General features: G+C 54.3%; 14 protein-coding genes. 7 read left to right on the top strand and 7 right to left on the bottom strand.

The window, feature by feature from the left end:
- Window positions 1–134 precede the first annotated feature (134 nt).
- Window positions 135–500, top strand: a complete 366-nt coding sequence (locus tag JUJ53_RS12655) for a VOC family protein (RefSeq protein ID WP_204152381.1) — start codon at window positions 135–137, stop codon at window positions 498–500.
- 4 nt (window positions 501–504) lie between these two features.
- Here JUJ53_RS12655 and JUJ53_RS12650 read toward each other — a convergent pair whose 3' ends face one another.
- Window positions 505–2,886 carry a protein phosphatase 2C domain-containing protein gene (locus JUJ53_RS12650; RefSeq protein WP_204152380.1) on the bottom strand — a complete coding sequence of 794 codons (2,382 nt, stop codon included), beginning with the start codon at window positions 2,884–2,886 and terminating at the stop codon, window positions 505–507.
- Window positions 2,887–4,323: 1,437 nt separating this feature from the next.
- On the opposite strand from JUJ53_RS12650, the gene JUJ53_RS12645 reads away from it, so the two are divergent.
- The 3 genes from JUJ53_RS12645 (at window position 4,324) to JUJ53_RS12635 (ending at window position 9,312) form a co-directional block, all read left to right on the top strand.
- Window positions 4,324–6,435, top strand: a complete 2,112-nt coding sequence (locus tag JUJ53_RS12645; protein WP_204152379.1) for a choice-of-anchor I family protein — start codon at window positions 4,324–4,326, stop codon at window positions 6,433–6,435.
- A gap of 432 nt (window positions 6,436–6,867) precedes the next feature.
- Window positions 6,868–7,647, top strand: a complete 780-nt coding sequence (locus JUJ53_RS12640; RefSeq protein ID WP_204152378.1) for an ABC transporter ATP-binding protein — start codon at window positions 6,868–6,870, stop codon at window positions 7,645–7,647.
- 426 nt (window positions 7,648–8,073) lie between these two features.
- Window positions 8,074–9,312 carry an MlaD family protein gene (locus JUJ53_RS12635; protein WP_204152377.1) on the top strand — a complete coding sequence of 413 codons (1,239 nt, stop codon included), beginning with the start codon at window positions 8,074–8,076 and terminating at the stop codon, window positions 9,310–9,312.
- Window positions 9,313–9,389: 77 nt separating this feature from the next.
- Here the strand turns inward: JUJ53_RS12635 and JUJ53_RS12630 are convergent, their stop codons facing one another.
- Window positions 9,390–10,010: a DNA-3-methyladenine glycosylase gene (locus tag JUJ53_RS12630; RefSeq protein WP_204152376.1), complete on the bottom strand. Its 621-nt coding sequence runs from the start codon at window positions 10,008–10,010 to the stop codon at window positions 9,390–9,392.
- Window positions 10,011–10,219: 209 nt separating this feature from the next.
- On the opposite strand from JUJ53_RS12630, the gene JUJ53_RS25110 reads away from it, so the two are divergent.
- Both JUJ53_RS25110 and JUJ53_RS12625 read left to right on the top strand, forming a co-directional pair.
- Window positions 10,220–10,342 (top strand): hypothetical protein, encoded by a 123-nt coding sequence (locus JUJ53_RS25110; RefSeq protein ID WP_275415763.1) that lies wholly within the window; start codon window positions 10,220–10,222, stop codon window positions 10,340–10,342.
- A 297-nt stretch (window positions 10,343–10,639) separates the two neighbouring features.
- Entirely contained in the window at window positions 10,640–12,283 is a 1,644-nt protein-coding gene (locus JUJ53_RS12625; RefSeq protein ID WP_204152375.1) for an MBL fold metallo-hydrolase, read from the top strand.
- 65 nt (window positions 12,284–12,348) lie between these two features.
- Here the strand turns inward: JUJ53_RS12625 and JUJ53_RS12620 are convergent, their stop codons facing one another.
- The 5 genes from JUJ53_RS12620 to speB form a co-directional block, all read right to left on the bottom strand.
- Window positions 12,349–12,660: a DUF6679 family protein gene (locus JUJ53_RS12620; RefSeq protein WP_204152374.1), complete on the bottom strand. Its 312-nt coding sequence runs from the start codon at window positions 12,658–12,660 to the stop codon at window positions 12,349–12,351.
- 661 nt (window positions 12,661–13,321) lie between these two features.
- Entirely contained in the window at window positions 13,322–13,870 is a 549-nt protein-coding gene (frr, locus tag JUJ53_RS12615; protein WP_204152373.1) for a ribosome recycling factor, read from the bottom strand.
- Window positions 13,857–14,579, bottom strand: coding sequence for a UMP kinase (gene pyrH, locus JUJ53_RS12610; RefSeq protein WP_204152372.1), 723 nt, complete (start codon window positions 14,577–14,579; stop codon window positions 13,857–13,859). Before pyrH ends, frr begins: the two co-directional genes overlap by 14 nt.
- A 182-nt stretch (window positions 14,580–14,761) precedes the next feature.
- On the bottom strand, window positions 14,762–15,316 hold the full coding sequence (locus tag JUJ53_RS12605) for a thioredoxin family protein (RefSeq protein WP_204152371.1): 555 nt from the start codon (window positions 15,314–15,316) through the stop codon (window positions 14,762–14,764).
- Window positions 15,317–15,453: 137 nt separating this feature from the next.
- The gene (speB, locus tag JUJ53_RS12600) at window positions 15,454–16,371 is read right to left on the bottom strand and encodes an agmatinase (RefSeq protein WP_204152370.1); all 918 of its coding nucleotides are present in this window, start codon (window positions 16,369–16,371) and stop codon (window positions 15,454–15,456) included.
- Between the two features lie 270 nt (window positions 16,372–16,641).
- Here speB and JUJ53_RS12595 point away from each other — a divergent pair, with 270 nt between their 5' ends.
- On the top strand, window positions 16,642–18,561 hold the full coding sequence (locus tag JUJ53_RS12595; RefSeq protein ID WP_204152369.1) for an ABC-F family ATP-binding cassette domain-containing protein: 1,920 nt from the start codon (window positions 16,642–16,644) through the stop codon (window positions 18,559–18,561).
- Window positions 18,562–18,566: the final 5 nt, after the last annotated feature.

Raw genomic sequence — 18,566 nt, 5'->3', positions numbered from 1 at the left:
CACCTCCCCTCGTCGGCCATACAATAGAACTAGAGCCCTCTACGCCTTGCCAAGGGTGTCTGAAGACAGGCAGCGATCGCCCTTAAGGGATGTCGTGAGGGATGGTTGTGTGATTGAAACGTCAAGGGGATGCTATGAATTTGAAGCGAATTGGCCACGTGGCAATCTGTGTAGACGATATTGAACGCGCGGCGGAGTTCTATCAAAGCCTCGGCATGGAGCTAGCCTGGAAAGATGCGGATTGGGCCTACCTGAAAGCCGGTGATGATGGCTTGGCCCTCCTCAGTCCCCAGTATGACCAAGCTGGGCCCCACTTTGGCTTTGTGTTTAGCGATCGCGCTGAGGTTGATGCGGCCTATCAACGATTGCAGGCAGAGGGCGTGCATGTCACCCCAGTCCATGAGCATCGAGACGGCACGGCATCGTTCTACGGTCGTGACCCCGATGGCAACTGGTTTGAGTATTTGTATGAACCCGCCCCGGTAGCTGCGGCCGTCTAGCGATCTAAGAATTGGGCGGCGTGCAGGTCCCCAAGAGTTCTGGTGTTGGATCCGCCAAGCGGTCAACCAGCGGCAGGAGATCGCTCTCCAGAGCCCAGCCTTGATCACCGGGTTGTAGGAGATCGCTAGACAACTCGTCCCGAGAGGTGGGGAGCGACTCTCCGCCTACCTCGGGACTAGACGGGTCGGGCTCAGCCTCTGGATCGAGGGGAGCGGGACTCACGCGCCCAAGGCTAGCATCGGTGGGGGTCGAACAAATCTGTAGCTGCACCCAAGGAATACCAGGTGTTGTAGCCGAGCGACTCTGAACTAAAAAGACACTGCCGACGGCAGGCTGACCGATGGGCTCTAGGTTAGCAGCGGGCTCATCGGCTGCAGTGGTCGGAGATGGGGGATTGGCATAGAGCAGCAACTCGCCATCGGTGGGAGCACGCCGCAGTTGAATCACGTTTTGGGTCGATAATTCTGTCAAGGGTTCTAAGGAAGACGTAGCCGTGGGTTCTTCTGGCTCCGATGACGCGGATTCTGCAGCAGGCTCGGGGGATTGAACCAGCCACTGCTCAATGGCGGAGGGAAACAGGAGATAACCAATGACGGCACCAATCCCCACCAGCAACAAACTGCTGAGGATGAGGGCAGCCACGTTGGGTGATTCAGACTTAGCAGGGGTTTCAACGGCGATCGTGGGGGTGGGTGTAGCAGGTTCAGGGCGGTGGGTCGTTGGGGCTGGATCAGGAGCGATCGCTAAGCTGGCGGGAATCGTGGGCATCTGAGCCGCTTCGACCGCACAATACAGCAGCCCAATAGTGACGTTATCGTGCCCGTTGCGCGTATTGGCAATGGTGACCAGCTCCCGAGTTACCTGTTCCACCGATAGCTTATGCTGCAACACACCCAGCAGCGTCGAATCCCAATATTCATCCACGCGATCAAAATCGCTCAGACCATCTGAGCAGAGTAAAACGATACAGTCTTCGTCTAAGATAAAGCGCTGCACCGTAGGACGCAGAATGCTTGAGGGCCCCATGCCTAAGGCCTGCACGAGGGAGCCGCCAATGGGCTGCTGCAGGGCCTGCCGGAAAGAACTGTAGCCCATACGCACCTCACGGGAGGCGATGTCGTCATCGAGGGTGACCTGGTGGTAGCCTTGATGGGAAATGCGATAGGCGCGGCTATCGCCCACATGGGTGATATACAGTTCGTGCTGGTGGATCAAGCCCATCACCAAGGTGGTTCCCATGCGTTCGCGATCGTGGCGCTGCTCTTGGTCATTGCGCTGGCTAATCACATCATTGGCCGCACAGGCAGCTTGCTCTAGCGCTAGGGTGAGGTTGAGGGGGGTGAGGTTATGGGGCTGGAGGGCCTGGATCTGCTCTTGAATAGTGGCGATCGCCAACCCTGAGGCCACGTCACCGCCTTGATGTCCGCCAATGCCATCACAGACGATCGCTATGGGTAAGGGACTAGGGTCGGTTGCGGAGTTGAGGGTATAGCGTTCTAGACTACCGCTGGCTGGGAAGCAGGCATCTTCGTTGCGCTTGCGGTGGGGCCCTTGATCCGTTTGGGTAGATAGGGTGACATGACGGGTGAGCGATCGCCCTGCCAAGGCCAGGGCCGCATCCAGTCGGCCGATGAGCTGCTCTACGGTTTGGATATGCCCCTGGGTGAGCTGGCGGCAAAGGTGTTCAAAAAAAGGCGCGATCGCTGGTTGCGTTTGGGGCAGCCAATCCAACCAATGGTGACCGAGTTCACTTAGTTCTGGCGTATTCGGGTCATCGGCCTGGAGTTCTAGTAGGCGGAGAATTCCTCCCTCCACGCGCAAACTGTCCGGCGTCAGCAATGTGCGGGTCATGCCCTGAAGCTGCAGCGGTTGCCAAAGCTGAGCGATCTGCCAAAGCCAGTTGAGTTGCCGGAGGGCGATCGCCTTGGGCCAGGCTTGGGTGAGCGTGGGCAGTAATTGCACCATCACCTCGGCGGGGGGCGATGGATTGCGCAGATCGGGGGATGTATCGGCAATGCTGAGCGACGACATGATGTCTATGGGACTATCATCAACCAGCACAATCGCGCTCCCTTCCGTACCGGTTGCCACTACATCGTAGAGTTGGGGTACATGCAGCCGGTAGGGCGCTAGCTTCAGGTAGGCATTGACGTTCACCGGCAGTTCTTGAAACGGATCTGGGTTGATGCCAGGTTGGGTATCCAGGAAAATGCGGGGAGCCTTGCAGTAATAGCGATTTGCAAGAATATCACCGGGATGGTACTGATCCACATCATGACCGATCGCCCACAGATAGTGTTTCGGTAGAAACGCGCCACAGGCTTGGCAAAACCGATTTGTTTCTGGGTTACGAGTCTGACAGGTATGGTTGGGGCAATGAAGCATTACGGTCGTGATGTGTGCAGGGTCAACGTACGATAGCGCTTTGAACGGGAGAAACACCCTAGTAGTTTGCCATGGAACGAGATGGGTATGAATACCTTCATCGTTCCATGACCCGTTTCCTAACCTTAAGCATCAAACTTAAGAAACGGATAGCCCTAGGAGACACACTCAACGTGTTTCTTGACATTGCCCACGCCCACAGCGCGACTACTCTTCGATCATACAAATCAATCTGACCCAAATCTGGGACGATTTTTAGGATGAGTAGACTGTGGGAACGAGAGCGATCGCCCAATTATAGCGGTAGATATACGGTAGACATCCGGTGCAATCCAGAGTGGATTACCATTCTCCCTAGGCTACTACACCAATGACCGTTTCTGCCCTTAAGAGCATGACCTCTTCATTAGATTTGATCTCTAGATCTATGGCTTCGTGGAATCTCAAGAGGCGATCGCCGCCCATGGTTCTGTTCAATCTTCAGAAATCAACGCTCTAAGATGCCCATTAGCATGACGGATGAACCAGCGACGCTCCCAGCCAGCACCTCTCCATGCCGGAGATCAATGTTTGGTTCCTGATGTCTGAATCTGCCAGCGCTTAAGGTGCTAGCGCTCCCGCCTTGACACCTGTCTCGGCCGCCTGATTGACGGATAAAACTCCTGCGATCCTGATTCTCTCGTAGGTTGAGCTAGCGTCAGCGTAACCCAACGGAATCTAAGCTGGTACTGGGTTTTACGTTGCTCAACCTAGCCTAGGCAACAAAATTGGTCAGTCAACCAGCTCAGTCGCTCCTGCGACTCTTCTCTTGCGACTAAGCTGGGTGCAGGAGCGCCGCTTAGAGTATGGCCCCGCGCAGGAACGATAGTGTCTGGCCCCAGCTGGTTGAACAGAGTAGAACGAGTATTCTGAGGCGGACGTAACCCGCCTAGTTGCTAAGGTAGGAACCCTTGTGTGTCCTGAAAGTCCTTTTCGTTTTTCTATCTTCGTTTTTCTATCTTCGTTCTTCTGCCTTGCGGTACTAAATGGGTTGGACAATCTCATGCCTGCGTTCAGGATTGGGCGGATTGGCATTAGGCTTTATTCACACATGTCATGGTGGTTATACATTATCTTATTTAGAATTGGCACTGCCGTCATGGCAAGGCCATCAACGAAGCTTTAGAGAGCACGTATCAATCTCTGTAAGCAGCTACGTTGATATAGCCATGGTCATCAGAGAGTTGGTGTTGTCCCTTATGCCTCAATGTAGCCATACCCCCTTAGTCTGCTCAATCAGGCGATTTCAACCTCTTCTTAACGTAAAATTTACCGCACCTTCATCTCTGTGTGGGAGAGTGGCAACGGCCCAATCTTTTCTGTCAAGCTTCCGTGAAAATACGAGGGCTTGATACATGTTCGTCCAGTTCCCAGTGGGTAATGTAAGTAGAGATTATTATGGTTGATATTCAACTCAGCGTGATTGGCAATTACGAAACCGGTGTATTTGGTCAATCTGCCGCAGAAATTCCAGCCTACGATCCCACAACTCAACGGCTGTTTGTTGTTAATGCTCAAAGTGCTACCATCGAAGTGCTTGATCTGAGTGATCCTAGTCAGCCAGTTAAGTTATTCGACATTGATGTGTCTGCATTTGGCAACGGTGGTGCTGCCAACAGTGTAGCGGTACAAAATGGCATCGTGGCGATCGCTGTCGAAAACTCCGACAAGCAAGCCAATGGTCAGGTTGTCTTCTATGCCGCTGATGGCGACGGCACCACGGCCCTCAGCAGTGTAGATGTGGGCGCACTGCCCGATATGCTCATCTTTACGCCGGATGGCACTAAGCTCTTGGTGGCCAACGAAGGTGAACCCAGTGATGACTACACTGTCGATCCGGAAGGCTCTGTTAGCATCATTGATCTCTCCGGCGGTGTTGCCAACGTCACCCAAACCAATGTCACTACGGCAACGTTTAATGCCTTTGATGCTCAGAGAGAAGACTTAATTGCGGCTGGTGTACGGATCTTTGGCCCCAATGCCAGTACCTCTCAAGATTTTGAGCCAGAATATATCGCCGTCTCCGCCGATTCCACCACAGCCTGGATTGCTCTGCAGGAAAACAATGCCTTTGCAGTTCTCGATCTAACCACAGGACAGATTACCGATATTCTGCCCTTGGGCTTTAAAGACCATAGCTTACCCGGTAATGGTATCGATGCCAGCGATCGCGATGACAGCATCAATATTCAACCCTGGCCAGTCTTTGGTATGTATCAGCCTGATGCGATCGCTGCCTATTCCGTGGGTGGCCAAACCTTCATCGTTAGTGCCAACGAAGGTGATGCTCGTGACTATGCTGGCTTTGCCGAAGAATCTCGAATCGCAGATCTTACCTTAGATGCGACGGCTTTCCCCAATGCTGTGGATCTGCAAAGCGATGAGCAATTGGGCCGCCTAACCGTCACCACGACTCTGGGGCAAAATGAAAATGGAGAGTATGAGGCTCTCTACGCCTACGGTTCCCGTTCCTTCTCCATTTGGGATGCTCAAGGCAATCTTGTGTTCGATAGCGGTGATGACTTCGAACAGATTACGGCGGCACAACTCCCCAATGACTTTAATGCCAACAATGACGAAAATGGTAGCTTCGAGAGCCGTAGCGACAACAAAGGGCCGGAGCCCGAAGGCGTAACCCTAGGGCAAATTAACGGACGCACCTACGCCTTTATCGGCCTAGAGCGCATTGGCGGTGTCATGGTGTATGACATCACTGACCCATCTGCAGCAGAATTTGTGGAGTATATTAACCCCCGTGACTTTGCAGGAGATGCCGCTGCAGGCATGGCTGGGCCGCTTGGGCCAGAAGGGTTGGTGTTTATCTCTGCTCAGGATAGCCCCACCGGTTTTCCCTTACTCGTGGTATCCAACGAAGTCAGCGGTAGCACCACCATTTTCAGCATCAACTACAATGCCACAGACTTTGCTACCCGAGGCAATGATGTACTCACCGGCACTCCTGATGCAGATACGATCAACGGACTGGCCGGTAATGACGTCATCTTGGGCCTAGCAGGGGATGATACTTTGCTGGGTGCGGCAGGGAGCGATCGCCTTTTTGGAGATATCGGTAACGACCTTCTCAATGGCGGTGCTGGTAATGACATCCTGCGGGGTGGTGACGGCAACGATCGCCTCATTGGTGCCATTGGCAACGATCGCCTCCTAGGCGATGCCGGCAATGACACACTAGAGGGAGGAGCAGGGAATGATGTCCTCATTGGCGGTGCTGGTCGCGATACCTTGATCGGTGGTCTTGGCAACGATCGCCTCATCGGTGGAGCCAGTGTCGATATCTTTGTGATTGGTCGCCGGGCTGGACGCGATATTGCGTTTGACTTTGAGCAAGGCACCGATCGCATTGGTCTATCCAATGGTCTGAGCTTTGGTGATCTTTCCTTGGTTCAGCGGGGTCGCAATACGCTGATTCGTGCAGGACAAGAAAACCTACTCTTTGTTCTTGGCACCAGTGCTGATGATCTCGGTCGTCGTGATTTTGTGGCGGCTTAGTACCAGCGCCGATATCACTAGAATCTGTTAAAACAGGTTTTCTAGCCTATTGGGGCATGGTGATGTTAATAGCCAATCTTGCTATGCCCCAATCTGTAGAGCGATCGCTCCTTGAATATTTTCTAATGTTCTCTAAGGAGCGATCGCTCTCATCTATCTCATCTAATGCTCGTTCCCTCCCTTGAGATCTGAGCGAATAGAAACGTGAAGACGAGACATGGACGAGATACGCTACTGAGGCGGCTCGACAGGTGGACGGCGATCGCTCCCCTAAATACTCAAACTAGATACTCAACCCTACCAGTCTCTTTTTTGCCACCGTGATCAGCGATCGCGAAAAAAGTCACACCCTAAGGGCGATCGCCCTGATGTCGCTATGCCTTGCATCGTCTATCATACGGTGTAGTTGGTTGGAGAATACCAGTGCAGTCAGTGGGTGAACCTGTTATTGAGCTAAAAGGCGTCAGCAAGTCCTTTGGCAAGGATCACGTCGTTTTAGACCATGTAGACCTAACGATTTACCGGGGGCAGGCCCTGGGAATTATTGGCCCCTCCGGAACCGGAAAATCGACCATCCTGCGGATTATTGCGGGTCTGCTAGCGCCCGACTCTGGCGAGATCTATATCCAAGGGCAGCGGCGGGAAGGCCTGGTGGGTGATTACCACGATCCCATCGGTATCGGTATGGTCTTTCAGCAAGCCGCCCTGTTTGACTCCCTCACCGTGGATGAAAACGTTGGCTTCTTGCTCTACCAACATTCCAAATTGCCCCGCGATCGCATTCGCCATCTGGTTGATGAATGCTTAGAGATGGTAGGGTTGCCCGGCACCGGCGATCGCTTACCGGCAGAACTGTCCGGCGGGATGCGCAAACGGGTGAGCTTTGCCCGCGCCATTATTACCAACCCAGAACGCCCGGCAGAATCCCCAGAAATCTTGCTGTATGATGAACCCACCGCTGGTCTGGATCCAATCGCCTCCACGGTGATTGAAGATCTGATTCGTCAACTCCAAGGGCGATCGGGCAGCAGCACCTACGTCATGGTCACCCACCAAGACAGCACCATTCGCCGCACCACCGATCGCATTGTGTTTCTCTATCAAGGCAAGGTGCAATGGCAGGGGCTCGTGCAAGATATTGACACCACGGATCAGCCTCTCGTGCGCCAGTTCTTCAGCGGTAGTGTTGAGGGGCCCATCCAAGTGGGGTAGAATCACCTATCGAATCCATCAAGTATTATCCAGATTACGCCTGTACCCGTTAAAATCGCTGGAGTGAACCTCCTGACCGTCTCGATGGCCTATCGATGGCTCATGGACGGGCTTTGGGGAAACAACTCAGCGGTCGGAGAGTCCTAGAGGCTTGGAATGGATCGATCTTAGTAAGAAAAGCTAGAGGCTGTCGGTCGGTTCTATGGGGAGTATCCTAGTTTCGCAAGTTAGCCCTCATCTCCCAACCCTTGTTCCCCAAAAAGGGAGTAGGGGAGCCGGATTCAAAGTCCCTCTCCCGCTCTGGGAGAGGGATTTAGGGTGAGGGCTACAAAAGTGGGATGCACCCGTTCTATGTTTGTCAATGAATGGATGCCCAGCAGGACAAACGATGCAACGGCATCCGAAAACCATCTGTGAGGACGTATCATGCGATCGAGAACGCTGCGAGAAGGCTCGGTGGGGTTGCTCATCTTAGTGGGACTGGCACTCTTTGGCGGTCTAGCATTTTGGATTCAAGGGCTAAACCTTGGTCGCCGCAGCTATCAAGCCAATATCACTTTTGATAATGTGGCGGGAATGCGTCCGGGGGCTCCCGTGCGCTATCGCGGCGTGGTGGTGGGCAAAATCCAAGATGTCCAAACAGCCTCCAATGCAGCGGAAGCGATCATTCAAATCGACTCTAACCGCTTAATTATTCCCAAGGATGTGATTGTTGAAGCCAATCAGGTGGGGCTCATTGGAGAAACCTCGATTGATATTTTTCCTCAGGTGCTGCTGCCCGAGGCCGTGACGGAAGAAGCCGATCCGCTAGCGGCAGATTGTGACACCCAGCTCATCTTGTGCAATGGCGATCGCCTTAATGGTGCAGTGGGTGTCAGCTACGATACCTTGATTCGCTCAACCACGGAAATTGCTGATTTGTTGACCGAGACTGGCTTCTTTGACGAACTGCGGGAATTGACCCGCAATTCTGCCGATGCTGCGGAAGGCGTCTCGGAACTCACCCGTGAATTTGCCAGCCTCAGCCGCACTCTGGAGGGTGAGTTAGGTGCTCTCACGGCCTCCGCCATCAGCACCACGGACGCTGTGGGACAGGCTGCGACAGAACTCAGCATCACCTCTCGTCAGGTGAATGAGCTGATTGACACCAACCGCAGCACCCTAGTGCTCACGTTAGAGAACATCAATGAGACCAGCCTCCAGCTTCGCCGGGTGGTTGACAATCTCAGTCCTGCGATTGAGAACGGAGAACTGGTGGAAAATCTGCAGATTCTGTCCGAAAATGCGGTGATCGCCTCCAATAACCTGCGCAACTTTTCCGATACGGTGGGTAGCCCAGAAAACTTACTGATGATCCAGCAGACCCTGGATTCTGCCCGGGCTACGTTCCAAAATGCTCAGAAAATTACCTCTGACCTCGATGAACTGATGGGCGATCCAGAATTTCGCAATAATTTGCGAGACTTGGTGGAGGGGTTGAGCGGGCTGGTGTCCTCAACTCAGGAGTTGCGCGATCAGGCCCAATTTGCGCAAACGCTGCAATCCACGAAGGAGTCTCTAGAGGCTGCCACTCCACAGCCAGTAGCTCCTTCTACGCCGACAGTTCCTGCCACGGCAGCCCAATCGCTTCCTGCCGTTGAGTCGCGTCCAGAGGAGGATAACTAGAACATGGTGGCAATCTTGGCCCCAGCCAGCTTTTCCTAAACGAGAAACAGAGCGAGGGTTCAAGATACGGCTCGGCCCTAGCGCTTCGACACGGCTACCGAGTCGCGAATATACCACCGCCAGGGAATATCGGCTCCTTGGGTTAGGCCAATGCGCGTGGTTTGATGCAGGGCGATCGCTCCTTCAGAAATCTGCTGGTCTAAGCTAGGCGATCGCTGCTCTAGCCAAAGCGGTTGCCCTGGCGCGAAGGGTTGACCTGAGTGGGAACGATCAATCTGCAGGGCGCGACAGAGTTTTCCTGGGCCCGCGCCAAGGCGGGCGAGGGGTTGGGGGGAGCGATCGCCGGGGGGTTCTTGCTGCAACTGCACGGCCCGAATGAGCACCGCGCTGGGCACATCTTCCGCATCGGTGACCACATTCAGGCAATGGTACATGCCATAGATCAGGTACACGTAGCTGTAGCCCGCCGGGCCAAACATAACGGCATTGCGCGGCGTACGGCGGCGGTAGGCGTGGCAGGCTGGATCATCGGGGGCATAGGCTTCGGTTTCCACAATCAGGCTGCGCAGGGTGGAGCCGTTCTCAAACTGGCGCACGAGGGCGCAGCCGAGCAGGTCTACGGCGATCGCTGGAGAGGGTCGCGCTAACCAGTCAGCAGCAATAGGCGGTAAGGGCGATGGGCTAAAGGGTAGGAGCACAGGCGTCGAGGTCTCATCAACTCGTTCATGTCTTTCATTGTTGACGAAGTTGACGACTAGGTTGACGCATCGGTTGACAAACCGTGAAGATTTTCTGCGGATTTATCAGGTTTTTCCAGCTTTTATCCCAAAATGGAGCAAGATTTCGATGCACCATCCCCTTTGGGGCTCGCTGACGATTTCGTTCAAACCACTGTTAAGATCTCGGTATGGATATTAAACTCGCCCTTTTGTTTCTAACTCCCGTGTTTATCGTGGCCTGCCTGTTCTTCGGCACCCGAAACGGCTTCTACGACTCCGATGATTACCATGGCAATGGTTCTGCCCACTAGGGAGCGATCGCTCTTCTAGACTCATAGATTTCTGCTAAGGACAGCTTCCCGCTAGGTAGGCTGCTCAAGGTTTTCTATGGCTTGATAGAGATAAACCTGTTCCAGACGATGACAAGTAGCATCTCTTGGGTTTGGCTTGCATCACGCTAGATTTAGTCGTTAGACTCAACTCAAGCGTCCCGTTAACTGTGAGTGATCTGTCGCTCAACTGTACGAAACTGATGATAGCCCCAAACCCTTGCATTCCTGTTCTAGTGTTGTGTTCACCTGCATTCGCCACCCAAGGAGCCAAGTATCGTGCTTGAGCTAGAGTGCCTGCCCTATGCTGTGGGACACGCCACAGAAGGGGTTTGTCTGCTCGTCCGTATTGGCACCTATCGCATCTTGCTAGACTGTGGTCTGCAGGACGTTTCCCTGCTCAAAAGCCACGATGGTTCCCTGCCTCCAGCCGACGTGGTGCTCTGTAGCCATGCCCATCAAGACCATGCTCGGGGACTCTTGGCGCTGCACCAGGCCTATCCCCAGCTTCCCATCTATGCCAGCGGCGTCACCGCCAAGCTGCTGCCTCTCAATTGGCCCGAGGAGCCGGAGGTTCCTGATTTTTGCCAACCCCTAGCGTGGCGATCGCCCTTTAATCTCTACCCCGATCTCACGGTTGAACTCTGGCCCGCCGGCCATCTCCCCGGTGCTGCTGCTGCTCTGATTACCCACAAAACCCCCGAGCGCGATTACACCCTCATCTACACCGGGGATTATCTACTCTCCAGTTCCCGTCTCGTAGATGGGTTGCCCTTGGATGAACTGCGGGGACTGCGCCCCGATATTTTGATTACCGAAGGTAGCTATGGCACCTCTCGCCATCCCCACCGCCGCCAGCAGGAAAATCAACTGGCCGAACGCATCCATCGAGCGATCGCCAACGGTCAATCGGTTCTCCTGCCCACCGAACCCCTAGGGCTAGGGCAAGAACTCCTCATGCTGCTGCGCAGCCATCACCATTTCACCGGGCGGGATATCGATATTTGGGTAGACGGCATGGTCGCCGCCGGGTGTGATGCCTATCTAACGCTGATGCCCTACCTGCCCAGTACGGTGCAAAACTTCGCCCGCCACCAGCCCCTCTTTTGGGATACCCGCGTGCGTCCTAGGGTGCGGCGCTGGAGCCAGCGGGATGAGCATACGGGCGATGATGCCTGGTATCAAACGCCCTGCATTGTGATTACAGATGACGTTGAGCGGGTGCTGAGCAGCCCCCAAGCGGCCACCCAGCGCTGGCTATTGCTATTGACGGAACAACCAGGGCGATCGCCCCAGGATCTCTATCCATCGCTAATTGAGCATATGCCTTCCCAGTTCCAGTCCTTCATCCAATCGGGACAGTGGCTGGTCGACACCTATCTGCTCAGCGAACATTGCGACGGGCCGGGTACCGCCCAGCTCATCCACAACCTCCGCCCCCAGCATGTCATCTTCGTCCACGGAGCCCCCCAGTACCTCACAGACTTGACCGGGCTCGACGAACTGCAAAGCCGCTATCATCTCCACTGCCCCACGGCTAATTCTCTAGTGGAGCTGCCCATTGGCGAGATGTTCCATCAGCCAGCTCCCCCAGACATACGCTACGAAGGGGAACTGACCGAGCTGGAAACCATCATCATGGTGACGTTGCCAGAAAATATGACCCACGATCCTCGCTGGCAGCACCTAGCCGATACGGGCTTGGTCGAGGCGCGCTGGCAGGGAGATGAGTTGGTGTTGCGGGGCGTATCGCAGCGAGAACTGCTGAGCCAGGGCACGGAAGCTGCCGCCCTCAGCGGCTTAGAATGCTGCGAAAACTGTCGCTTCTTTCGTAAGCAGCGATGTTCTGGGCAGAATTCTCCCCTATTTGGCTTCAAGGTCACGCCGGAGGGCTACTGCCCTGCCTTCGAGCCGCGTAGCTAGCCTGAGGGTGCGTCGACTGAAGGGACGAGCGACCGGACGTCTCCAGTCCCCTCAGAACGATTATTCTAGTCGGGGTTTGATTCGGGATAGGGGCGGCGCAGTTGTTCGGCTTCTGGACAATCATCCGACACCAGCGGTTCCACATCGCCTCGGGGTACAGCCGCTAGTTTTTGCATCACCGAACCAATGCTCTCTAACCGCACCATTTCTTCCCAAGAGCAGGTTTCGTCTTCCTCTTCGGTTTCATAGCGCAGGGTGACTAAATCTCCTTCAATATCTAAGATACGCGCGCGCTCAATCCAGCGCTGCTGATCGCGTAAAAAGACCCATACGTCACGACCATCACAACATAGTTGATAAATTTTGCGATGTAGCATAATGTCGCTTCTCCTGAGAGGTCAATCCTCAATGCGGGTTAGGACGGAGCCAAGCTGCCTAACAGTACTGAAACAGGGATCTAGCGGGAAACGTCTAGGATCCGATCGAAAAAAACCAGATCATCCGGCTAGATATCCACACAGCCCTTAGGCGTATAGTTCCCGGCGATCGCTCCTTTGGGTTAGGGCAGGGTTGGCACTGGAGGCTGCAACCCAGATGGTTGGTGGAGCGGATTGGATGCCGCAACCCCTTGGAGCAACGCGATCACAGTCAGGATGATACGCAATTAAAATCATCGTTGATAGTATGTTGAAAGAGTGCATTTGCCTAAACCCAGAGCGCGATCGCTGCGGGTACAGAACCACCTCATGCCCCCTTGTTCTGAGCAGAACAAATTTGGAGGCGTTCAGAAACGGGAAGTCCACATCTCTTACCCCCCATTCTAACGATAGTTGGGCTGAAATCAAAAACTGTCGCAGGTAACTCTGCTGTCATGCCAGGCTCCTCGGAGGATGTCGCGGGGCGATCGCCCTGGCTGTTTGCAACAGGCATAGCGTGAAACCTAGGTGCTGTCTGCGGTGTACCGCTCGTCGATTGAGCCTCAGGGCTCTCCAGCATGGCCTGTACTGGAGAGCGCCGATTTTGCCAGGGAGTCATCACTTAGACGGTGGTGATGTCCTTTTCTTTAGTGCTGAGCAACTCATCGATCTTTTTGACAAACTTGTCTGTGATTTGCTGGATCGTGTCTTGCTGATCGCGAGATTCATCTTCGGAGATGTCGCTATTTTTTTCTTGTTTTCGCACCTCATCCACCGCCTCTCGACGAATATTGCGCAGAGCAACTTTTCCCTCTTCCGCAATCTTAGACGCCACCTTCACCAATTCCTTCCGGCGATCGCTCGTCAGTTGGGGAATATTTAGGCGAATGGTGCTGCCGTCGTTATTGGGCGTGAGGCCCAAATCTGACATCATGATGGCCTTTTCAATGGTTGTCATGCTGCCCGGATCAAAGGGCTGAATGGTGATGCTGCTGGAATCGGGCACGCTAATGTTGGCCAACGATTTCAGGGGTGTGGGGCTACCGTAGTAGTCCACCATGACCCGATCCAAAATGGACGCATTAGCTCGCCCAGTTCGAATGGTGTTAAACGACCGTTGAGTTGCCTCAATGGTCTGCTGCATATGCTCTTCAAGTTCAGCTAATTTCACAAGAACCTCCCACAACTGTTCCAATCGGTTCTTCCATGACGGCGCGGCGGATATTGCCTCGCACCGATAGGTCAAACACTACGATCGGGATATTGTTATCTTTACACAATGCGATCGCGGTACTGTCCATGACTTTGAGGTCTTGGGTCAAGACATGGGCATAGGTGAGGGTATTAAACCGCTGAGCATTGGGGTTTTTGTTGGGGTCGGAGTCGTAGACGCCATCCACCTTGGTTGCCTTAAACACTACATCAGCATTGATTTCAGCCGCCCGCAGCGCTGCTGTTGTATCGGTGGTAAAAAATGGATTGCCCGACCCAGCCCCAAAAATCACCACGCGCTGTTTCTCAAGATGGCGAATGGCCCGGCGGCGGATGTAGGGTTCAGCTACTTCCTTCATTTCAATCGCGGTCTGCACCCTGGTGGGCACGCCAGCGCGCTCTAGGGAATCTTGCAGGGTCATGGCATTCATCACGGTAGCAATCATACCGATGTAGTCTGCCGTGGCCCGATCCATGCCGGCTGATGCCCCCTTGACGCCCCGAAAAATGTTGCCCCCGCCTACCACAATGGCAACCTGGACACCCATACTCACAACTTCTAATACTTCTTCTGCAATCCCTTGCACGATCATGGGATCAATGCCGTAGGCTAGCTCCCCCATCAGGGCTTCACCGCTCAATTTCAGCAGAATGCGCTGGTAAGTCATCCCGGTGTAACGCTTTTTTAAGTGATCTCCCACTTAAGATAGCAGCACAACTGCCGTTGTAGGGCCCTGTATTGCAAAGTTGCAAAAGGTTACATTAGACACCTTGCTGCCTAAGCAACGTCCCTGTGGCGCTAGGTCAGGCTAGGGAACGCAGGATGGAGAAACCAGGATCCGTCGGGCGGCTAGCTGCGCCATTTGATGGTGCTGCCCGTGGCGGGATTGGAAACTACGGCAATCGGCTGATCGGCTAGCAGTTGGGCGATCGCATCTTGAAAGTAGTGGTGGACGGCTTGGTTGAGCTGATGGTTGGCGTCATCAATGGCCCCGCGATAGCATAGCTTTCCCTGGGCGTCGATTAGGAAGGCTTCCGGCGTGTAGTCGGCCCCAAAACTACGCAACACATCTTGGGTGGCATCTCGCAGGTAGGGGAAGTTGAGCTGGTGGTCGTTGGCAAAGCTAATCATGTTGCCAAAGTCATCTTCGGGATAGCGGCGATCGTCATTGCCGTTGATGCCAATTAGCGTAAAGCCTGCGGATTGAAACTGGGTCTGAAGCTGTTTGAGGCAGTTGAGGTAGGTGCGCACATAGAGGCAGTGATTGGATAGCGTCACCACACCCACGGCCCGAAACTGCTGTAGATAGTTGGCTAGATGATGCACTTGGCGATCCACCCCGCGTAGTTCAAAATCAGGGGCGTAGTCACCAATGCGGGTACCGGTCTGTTCTATAAAAGTCATGGATGCCACAAGATTCAGCGAGGTGGGTCAAACGAGCGATCGCTGATCATAGATCGGCGACCTATCGGACAAGGTCAACTCGGACGATTTCAACAGCCAGCAAGACAACAGTTCGGTGTAGCCTAGGTGAGCGAGGCCTAGTTGGGAACTTCCCACTGTTGGGCGATCGCTTGATAGCCGATGAGTTTATACACCAGCTTAGCCGCCGTGAATTCCGAAACAACGGAGTCAACCACGGGGGCCAGTTCCATCACATCACAACCCAGCACGTCGTATTCTTCAAACAACCGCCGCAGAAATTCTGTGAGCCCATACCAATCTAACCCACCGGGCTCTGGGGTGCCGACGCCGGGCATTTGGGTCGGGTCGATGCCATCCAGGTCAATGGTCAGGAAGACGGATTGGGTGGGAATGCTAGCGATCGCCCGATCGATCCAATCGGGCTGGCGAGCAATCTCCCGCGCCCGAAAGACGCATAGATTTTTGTCGCGAATTAGGTCAGCTTCTTCTCGGCAAATGCTGCGGATGCCAATTTGTACCGTGGGCAGCCCCATGTCTAACACCCGCCGCATCACGCAGGCATGATTGTGGATGGAACCCTCGTATTCCTGGCGTAGGTCGGCATGGGCATCAATTTGCACGACCGTGAACGGGGTGGATGACGACTCTTGGTAGGCCCGCACTAGCCCTTCGGTAATGCTATGCTCTCCCCCTAGGCCAATCACAAACTTGCCATCATCCCAAAGCGATCGCACCGTCTTACAGGTGTCTTGCAGCATCACCGCTGCCGTGAGCATGGGCTGGCTGCGGGTGTCGGCAATGGGCGTATGGGTGTAGATGCCGACGGGCCAATATTCTTGCTCCAGTTCTTCGTCGTAGTATTCAACTTGCTGCGACGCATCTAAGATTGAAGCGGGGCCATCTTGACACCCCTTGCGGTAGGTTGTTGTGGCTTCGTAGGGAATGGGCAGAATCACCACCCGCGCCGTTTCGTAGTCTGCCGCGACCTCGTCTCCCAAAAAGGGACTATGGGCAGTGGGTTTTTGCGTCAACATGGGGCAACTCAGTCCTGTGATGTAGTGGGATGGTGTAGTGGGATGTTGGATGGAATAGCTGGGGAAGTCAGGCAGGGAGCGATCGCTGCAGATCCGTCACTGTAGATTCGTTAGGAGCGATGGGGCAAGCCTGCTTGGTTCTCAAGAACACGAACTCCCTACTATCATGCCTAAACTAGAAGAATTATGCCCCATGGCCTGCCCTATCACCATGGTCAATTTCCCGTTTGTTCAGTCTTTTACCTTTGACCTCCGTTTCAGTGATTCACCATGAGTATCTTGACCCTTCAATCCGTTAATAAAGACTTTGGTATTAAAGAAATTCTGCGGGAGGCAAGCTTCAGCCTAGGAGCAAACGACAAGGTTGGACTGATTGGCACCAACGGCTCCGGCAAGTCTACGCTGCTGAAAATCTTGGCTGGCCTAGAGCCCATTGACAGTGGTGAATGCTGGGTGAATCCCAATATCCGCGCGGTGTATTTACCCCAACAGCCGCAGTTGGAGAGCGATCGCACCGTGTTAGAACAGGTCTTTGCCGACAGCGGCGAACAGATGGCCCTCGTGCGCCAGTATGAAGCCCTATCCCACCAACTGGGGCGGGTCAGCGGTCAAGACATGGATCGGATCATGGGGCAACTTTCCACCATTTCTGAGCAAATGGCAACGGCTGGAGCTTGGGAGCTAGAAACCAAGGCCAAGATTATTCTCAGCAAGCTGGGCATTGAAGACTTTGAAGCCAAGGTCGGCACGCTGTCCGGCGGCTACCAGCGGCGGATTGCCCTGGCTACGGCCCTGCTGTCTGAGCCAGATGTGCTGCTGATGGATGAGCCCACCAACCATCTGGATACCGACTCGGTGGACTGGCTGCAGGGCTACCTGAATCAATATCCTGGAGCCATTTTACTGATCACCCACGATCGCTACTTCCTAGACCAGGTCACCACCCGCATTCTAGAGCTGGATCGGGGTGACCTAACGGCCTATGCCGGTAACTATGCTTACTACCTGGAAAAGAAGGCGCTTGCTGAAGATGTAGACGTGAGCCGTCAGCGGAAACATCGAGGCCTGCTGCGGCGAGAGCTGGAATGGCTGAAGCGCGGCCCCAAGGCTCGCAGCACCAAGCAGAAGGCTCGTATCGATCGCATCTCTGATATGCAAGATCAGGAGTTCAAGGGCGGGCAAGAGCGGGTGGAAATCTCCACGCCAGGGCGGCGCATTGGCAAGAAGGTGGTAGAACTCCAGGATGTGAGTAAAAGCTATGGCGATCGCACCCTGATCCAGTCTTTCACCTACGCCTTCAGTCCTGAGGATCGGATTGGCGTCATTGGCGGCAACGGCGTGGGTAAATCCACCCTGCTGAATATCATTATCGGCAAGCTCCCTCCCGACAGCGGCACCGTTGATATGGGGCAAACTATCCACATCGGCTATTTTGATCAACAGTCGGAAACCTTGATGGCCGCAGCTAACCAAGAGCAGCGGGTGATTGAATACCTCAAAGACGAAGCGAGTCTCGTGCAAACCAAAGACGGCGATCAGATTACCGCGTCGCAAATGCTAGAGCGCTTTCTGTTTCCCTCCAACCAGCAATATCTGCCTCTTCATAAACTGTCCGGGGGCGAAAAGCGGCGGCTGTTTTTGCTGCGGGTGCTGATGAAGGCTCCTAACCTGCTCATCCTGGATGAGCCGACCAATGACCTTGATGTACAAACCCTAGGGGTGCTGGAAGACTATCTAGACCAGTTCAACGGCTGTGTGATCATTGTGTCCCACGATCGCTACTTCCTAGACCGCACGGTGGATCAGATTTTTGCCTTCCATCCCGGAGGCGAAGTGCGCCGCTATCCTGGTAACTATTCCATCTATCTGGACTATCGCAAGCAGGAGGACGCCGAGACCTCACCCAGCTCATCGGCACCTAAGGCTGTTAGCGCCACGGAGGAGCCAACCGCCCGCAAAGCACCCCGTCCTCGCAAAATGTCCTACAACGAGAAGCGAGAATTTGAGCATCTTGAGCAGCATATTCCTAGCCTCGAAGCCGAAAAAACAGCGATCGAACAGCAGCTCTACCACAATCCTCCCAGCGGCTATGATCAGGTGCAATCCCTTTCCGATCGCCTAGCTGCCATCCTGCACGAGATTGAACAGTCTATCGAACGCTGGATGGAGCTTTCCGATCTAGCATCCTAGCCATG

The sequence above is a fragment of the Leptolyngbya sp. CCY15150 genome (assembly GCF_016888135.1).
Classification (GTDB): Bacteria; Cyanobacteriota; Cyanobacteriia; order RECH01; family RECH01; genus RECH01.
Note: the sequence above shows the minus strand (reverse complement) of the source record. Positions and strands in the feature narration are given on the sequence as shown.

What these genes read in the sequence shown, in the direction of transcription:
- JUJ53_RS12655 (WP_204152381.1), top strand. Translation starts at nt 135, where the DNA reads ATGAATTTGAAGCGAATTGGCCACGTGGCAATCTGTGTAGACGATATT.
- JUJ53_RS12650 (WP_204152380.1), bottom strand. Translation starts at nt 2,886, where the DNA reads ATGCTTCATTGCCCCAACCATACCTGTCAGACTCGTAACCCAGAAACA.
- JUJ53_RS12645 (WP_204152379.1), top strand. Translation starts at nt 4,324, where the DNA reads ATGGTTGATATTCAACTCAGCGTGATTGGCAATTACGAAACCGGTGTA.
- JUJ53_RS12635 (WP_204152377.1), top strand. Translation starts at nt 8,074, where the DNA reads ATGCGATCGAGAACGCTGCGAGAAGGCTCGGTGGGGTTGCTCATCTTA.
- JUJ53_RS25110 (WP_275415763.1), top strand. Translation starts at nt 10,220, where the DNA reads ATGGATATTAAACTCGCCCTTTTGTTTCTAACTCCCGTGTTTATCGTG.
- JUJ53_RS12620 (WP_204152374.1), bottom strand. Translation starts at nt 12,660, where the DNA reads ATGCTACATCGCAAAATTTATCAACTATGTTGTGATGGTCGTGACGTA.
- pyrH (WP_204152372.1), bottom strand. Translation starts at nt 14,579, where the DNA reads ATGACTTACCAGCGCATTCTGCTGAAATTGAGCGGTGAAGCCCTGATG.
- JUJ53_RS12605 (WP_204152371.1), bottom strand. Translation starts at nt 15,316, where the DNA reads ATGACTTTTATAGAACAGACCGGTACCCGCATTGGTGACTACGCCCCT.
- speB (WP_204152370.1), bottom strand. Translation starts at nt 16,371, where the DNA reads ATGTTGACGCAAAAACCCACTGCCCATAGTCCCTTTTTGGGAGACGAG.
- JUJ53_RS12595 (WP_204152369.1), top strand. Translation starts at nt 16,642, where the DNA reads ATGAGTATCTTGACCCTTCAATCCGTTAATAAAGACTTTGGTATTAAA.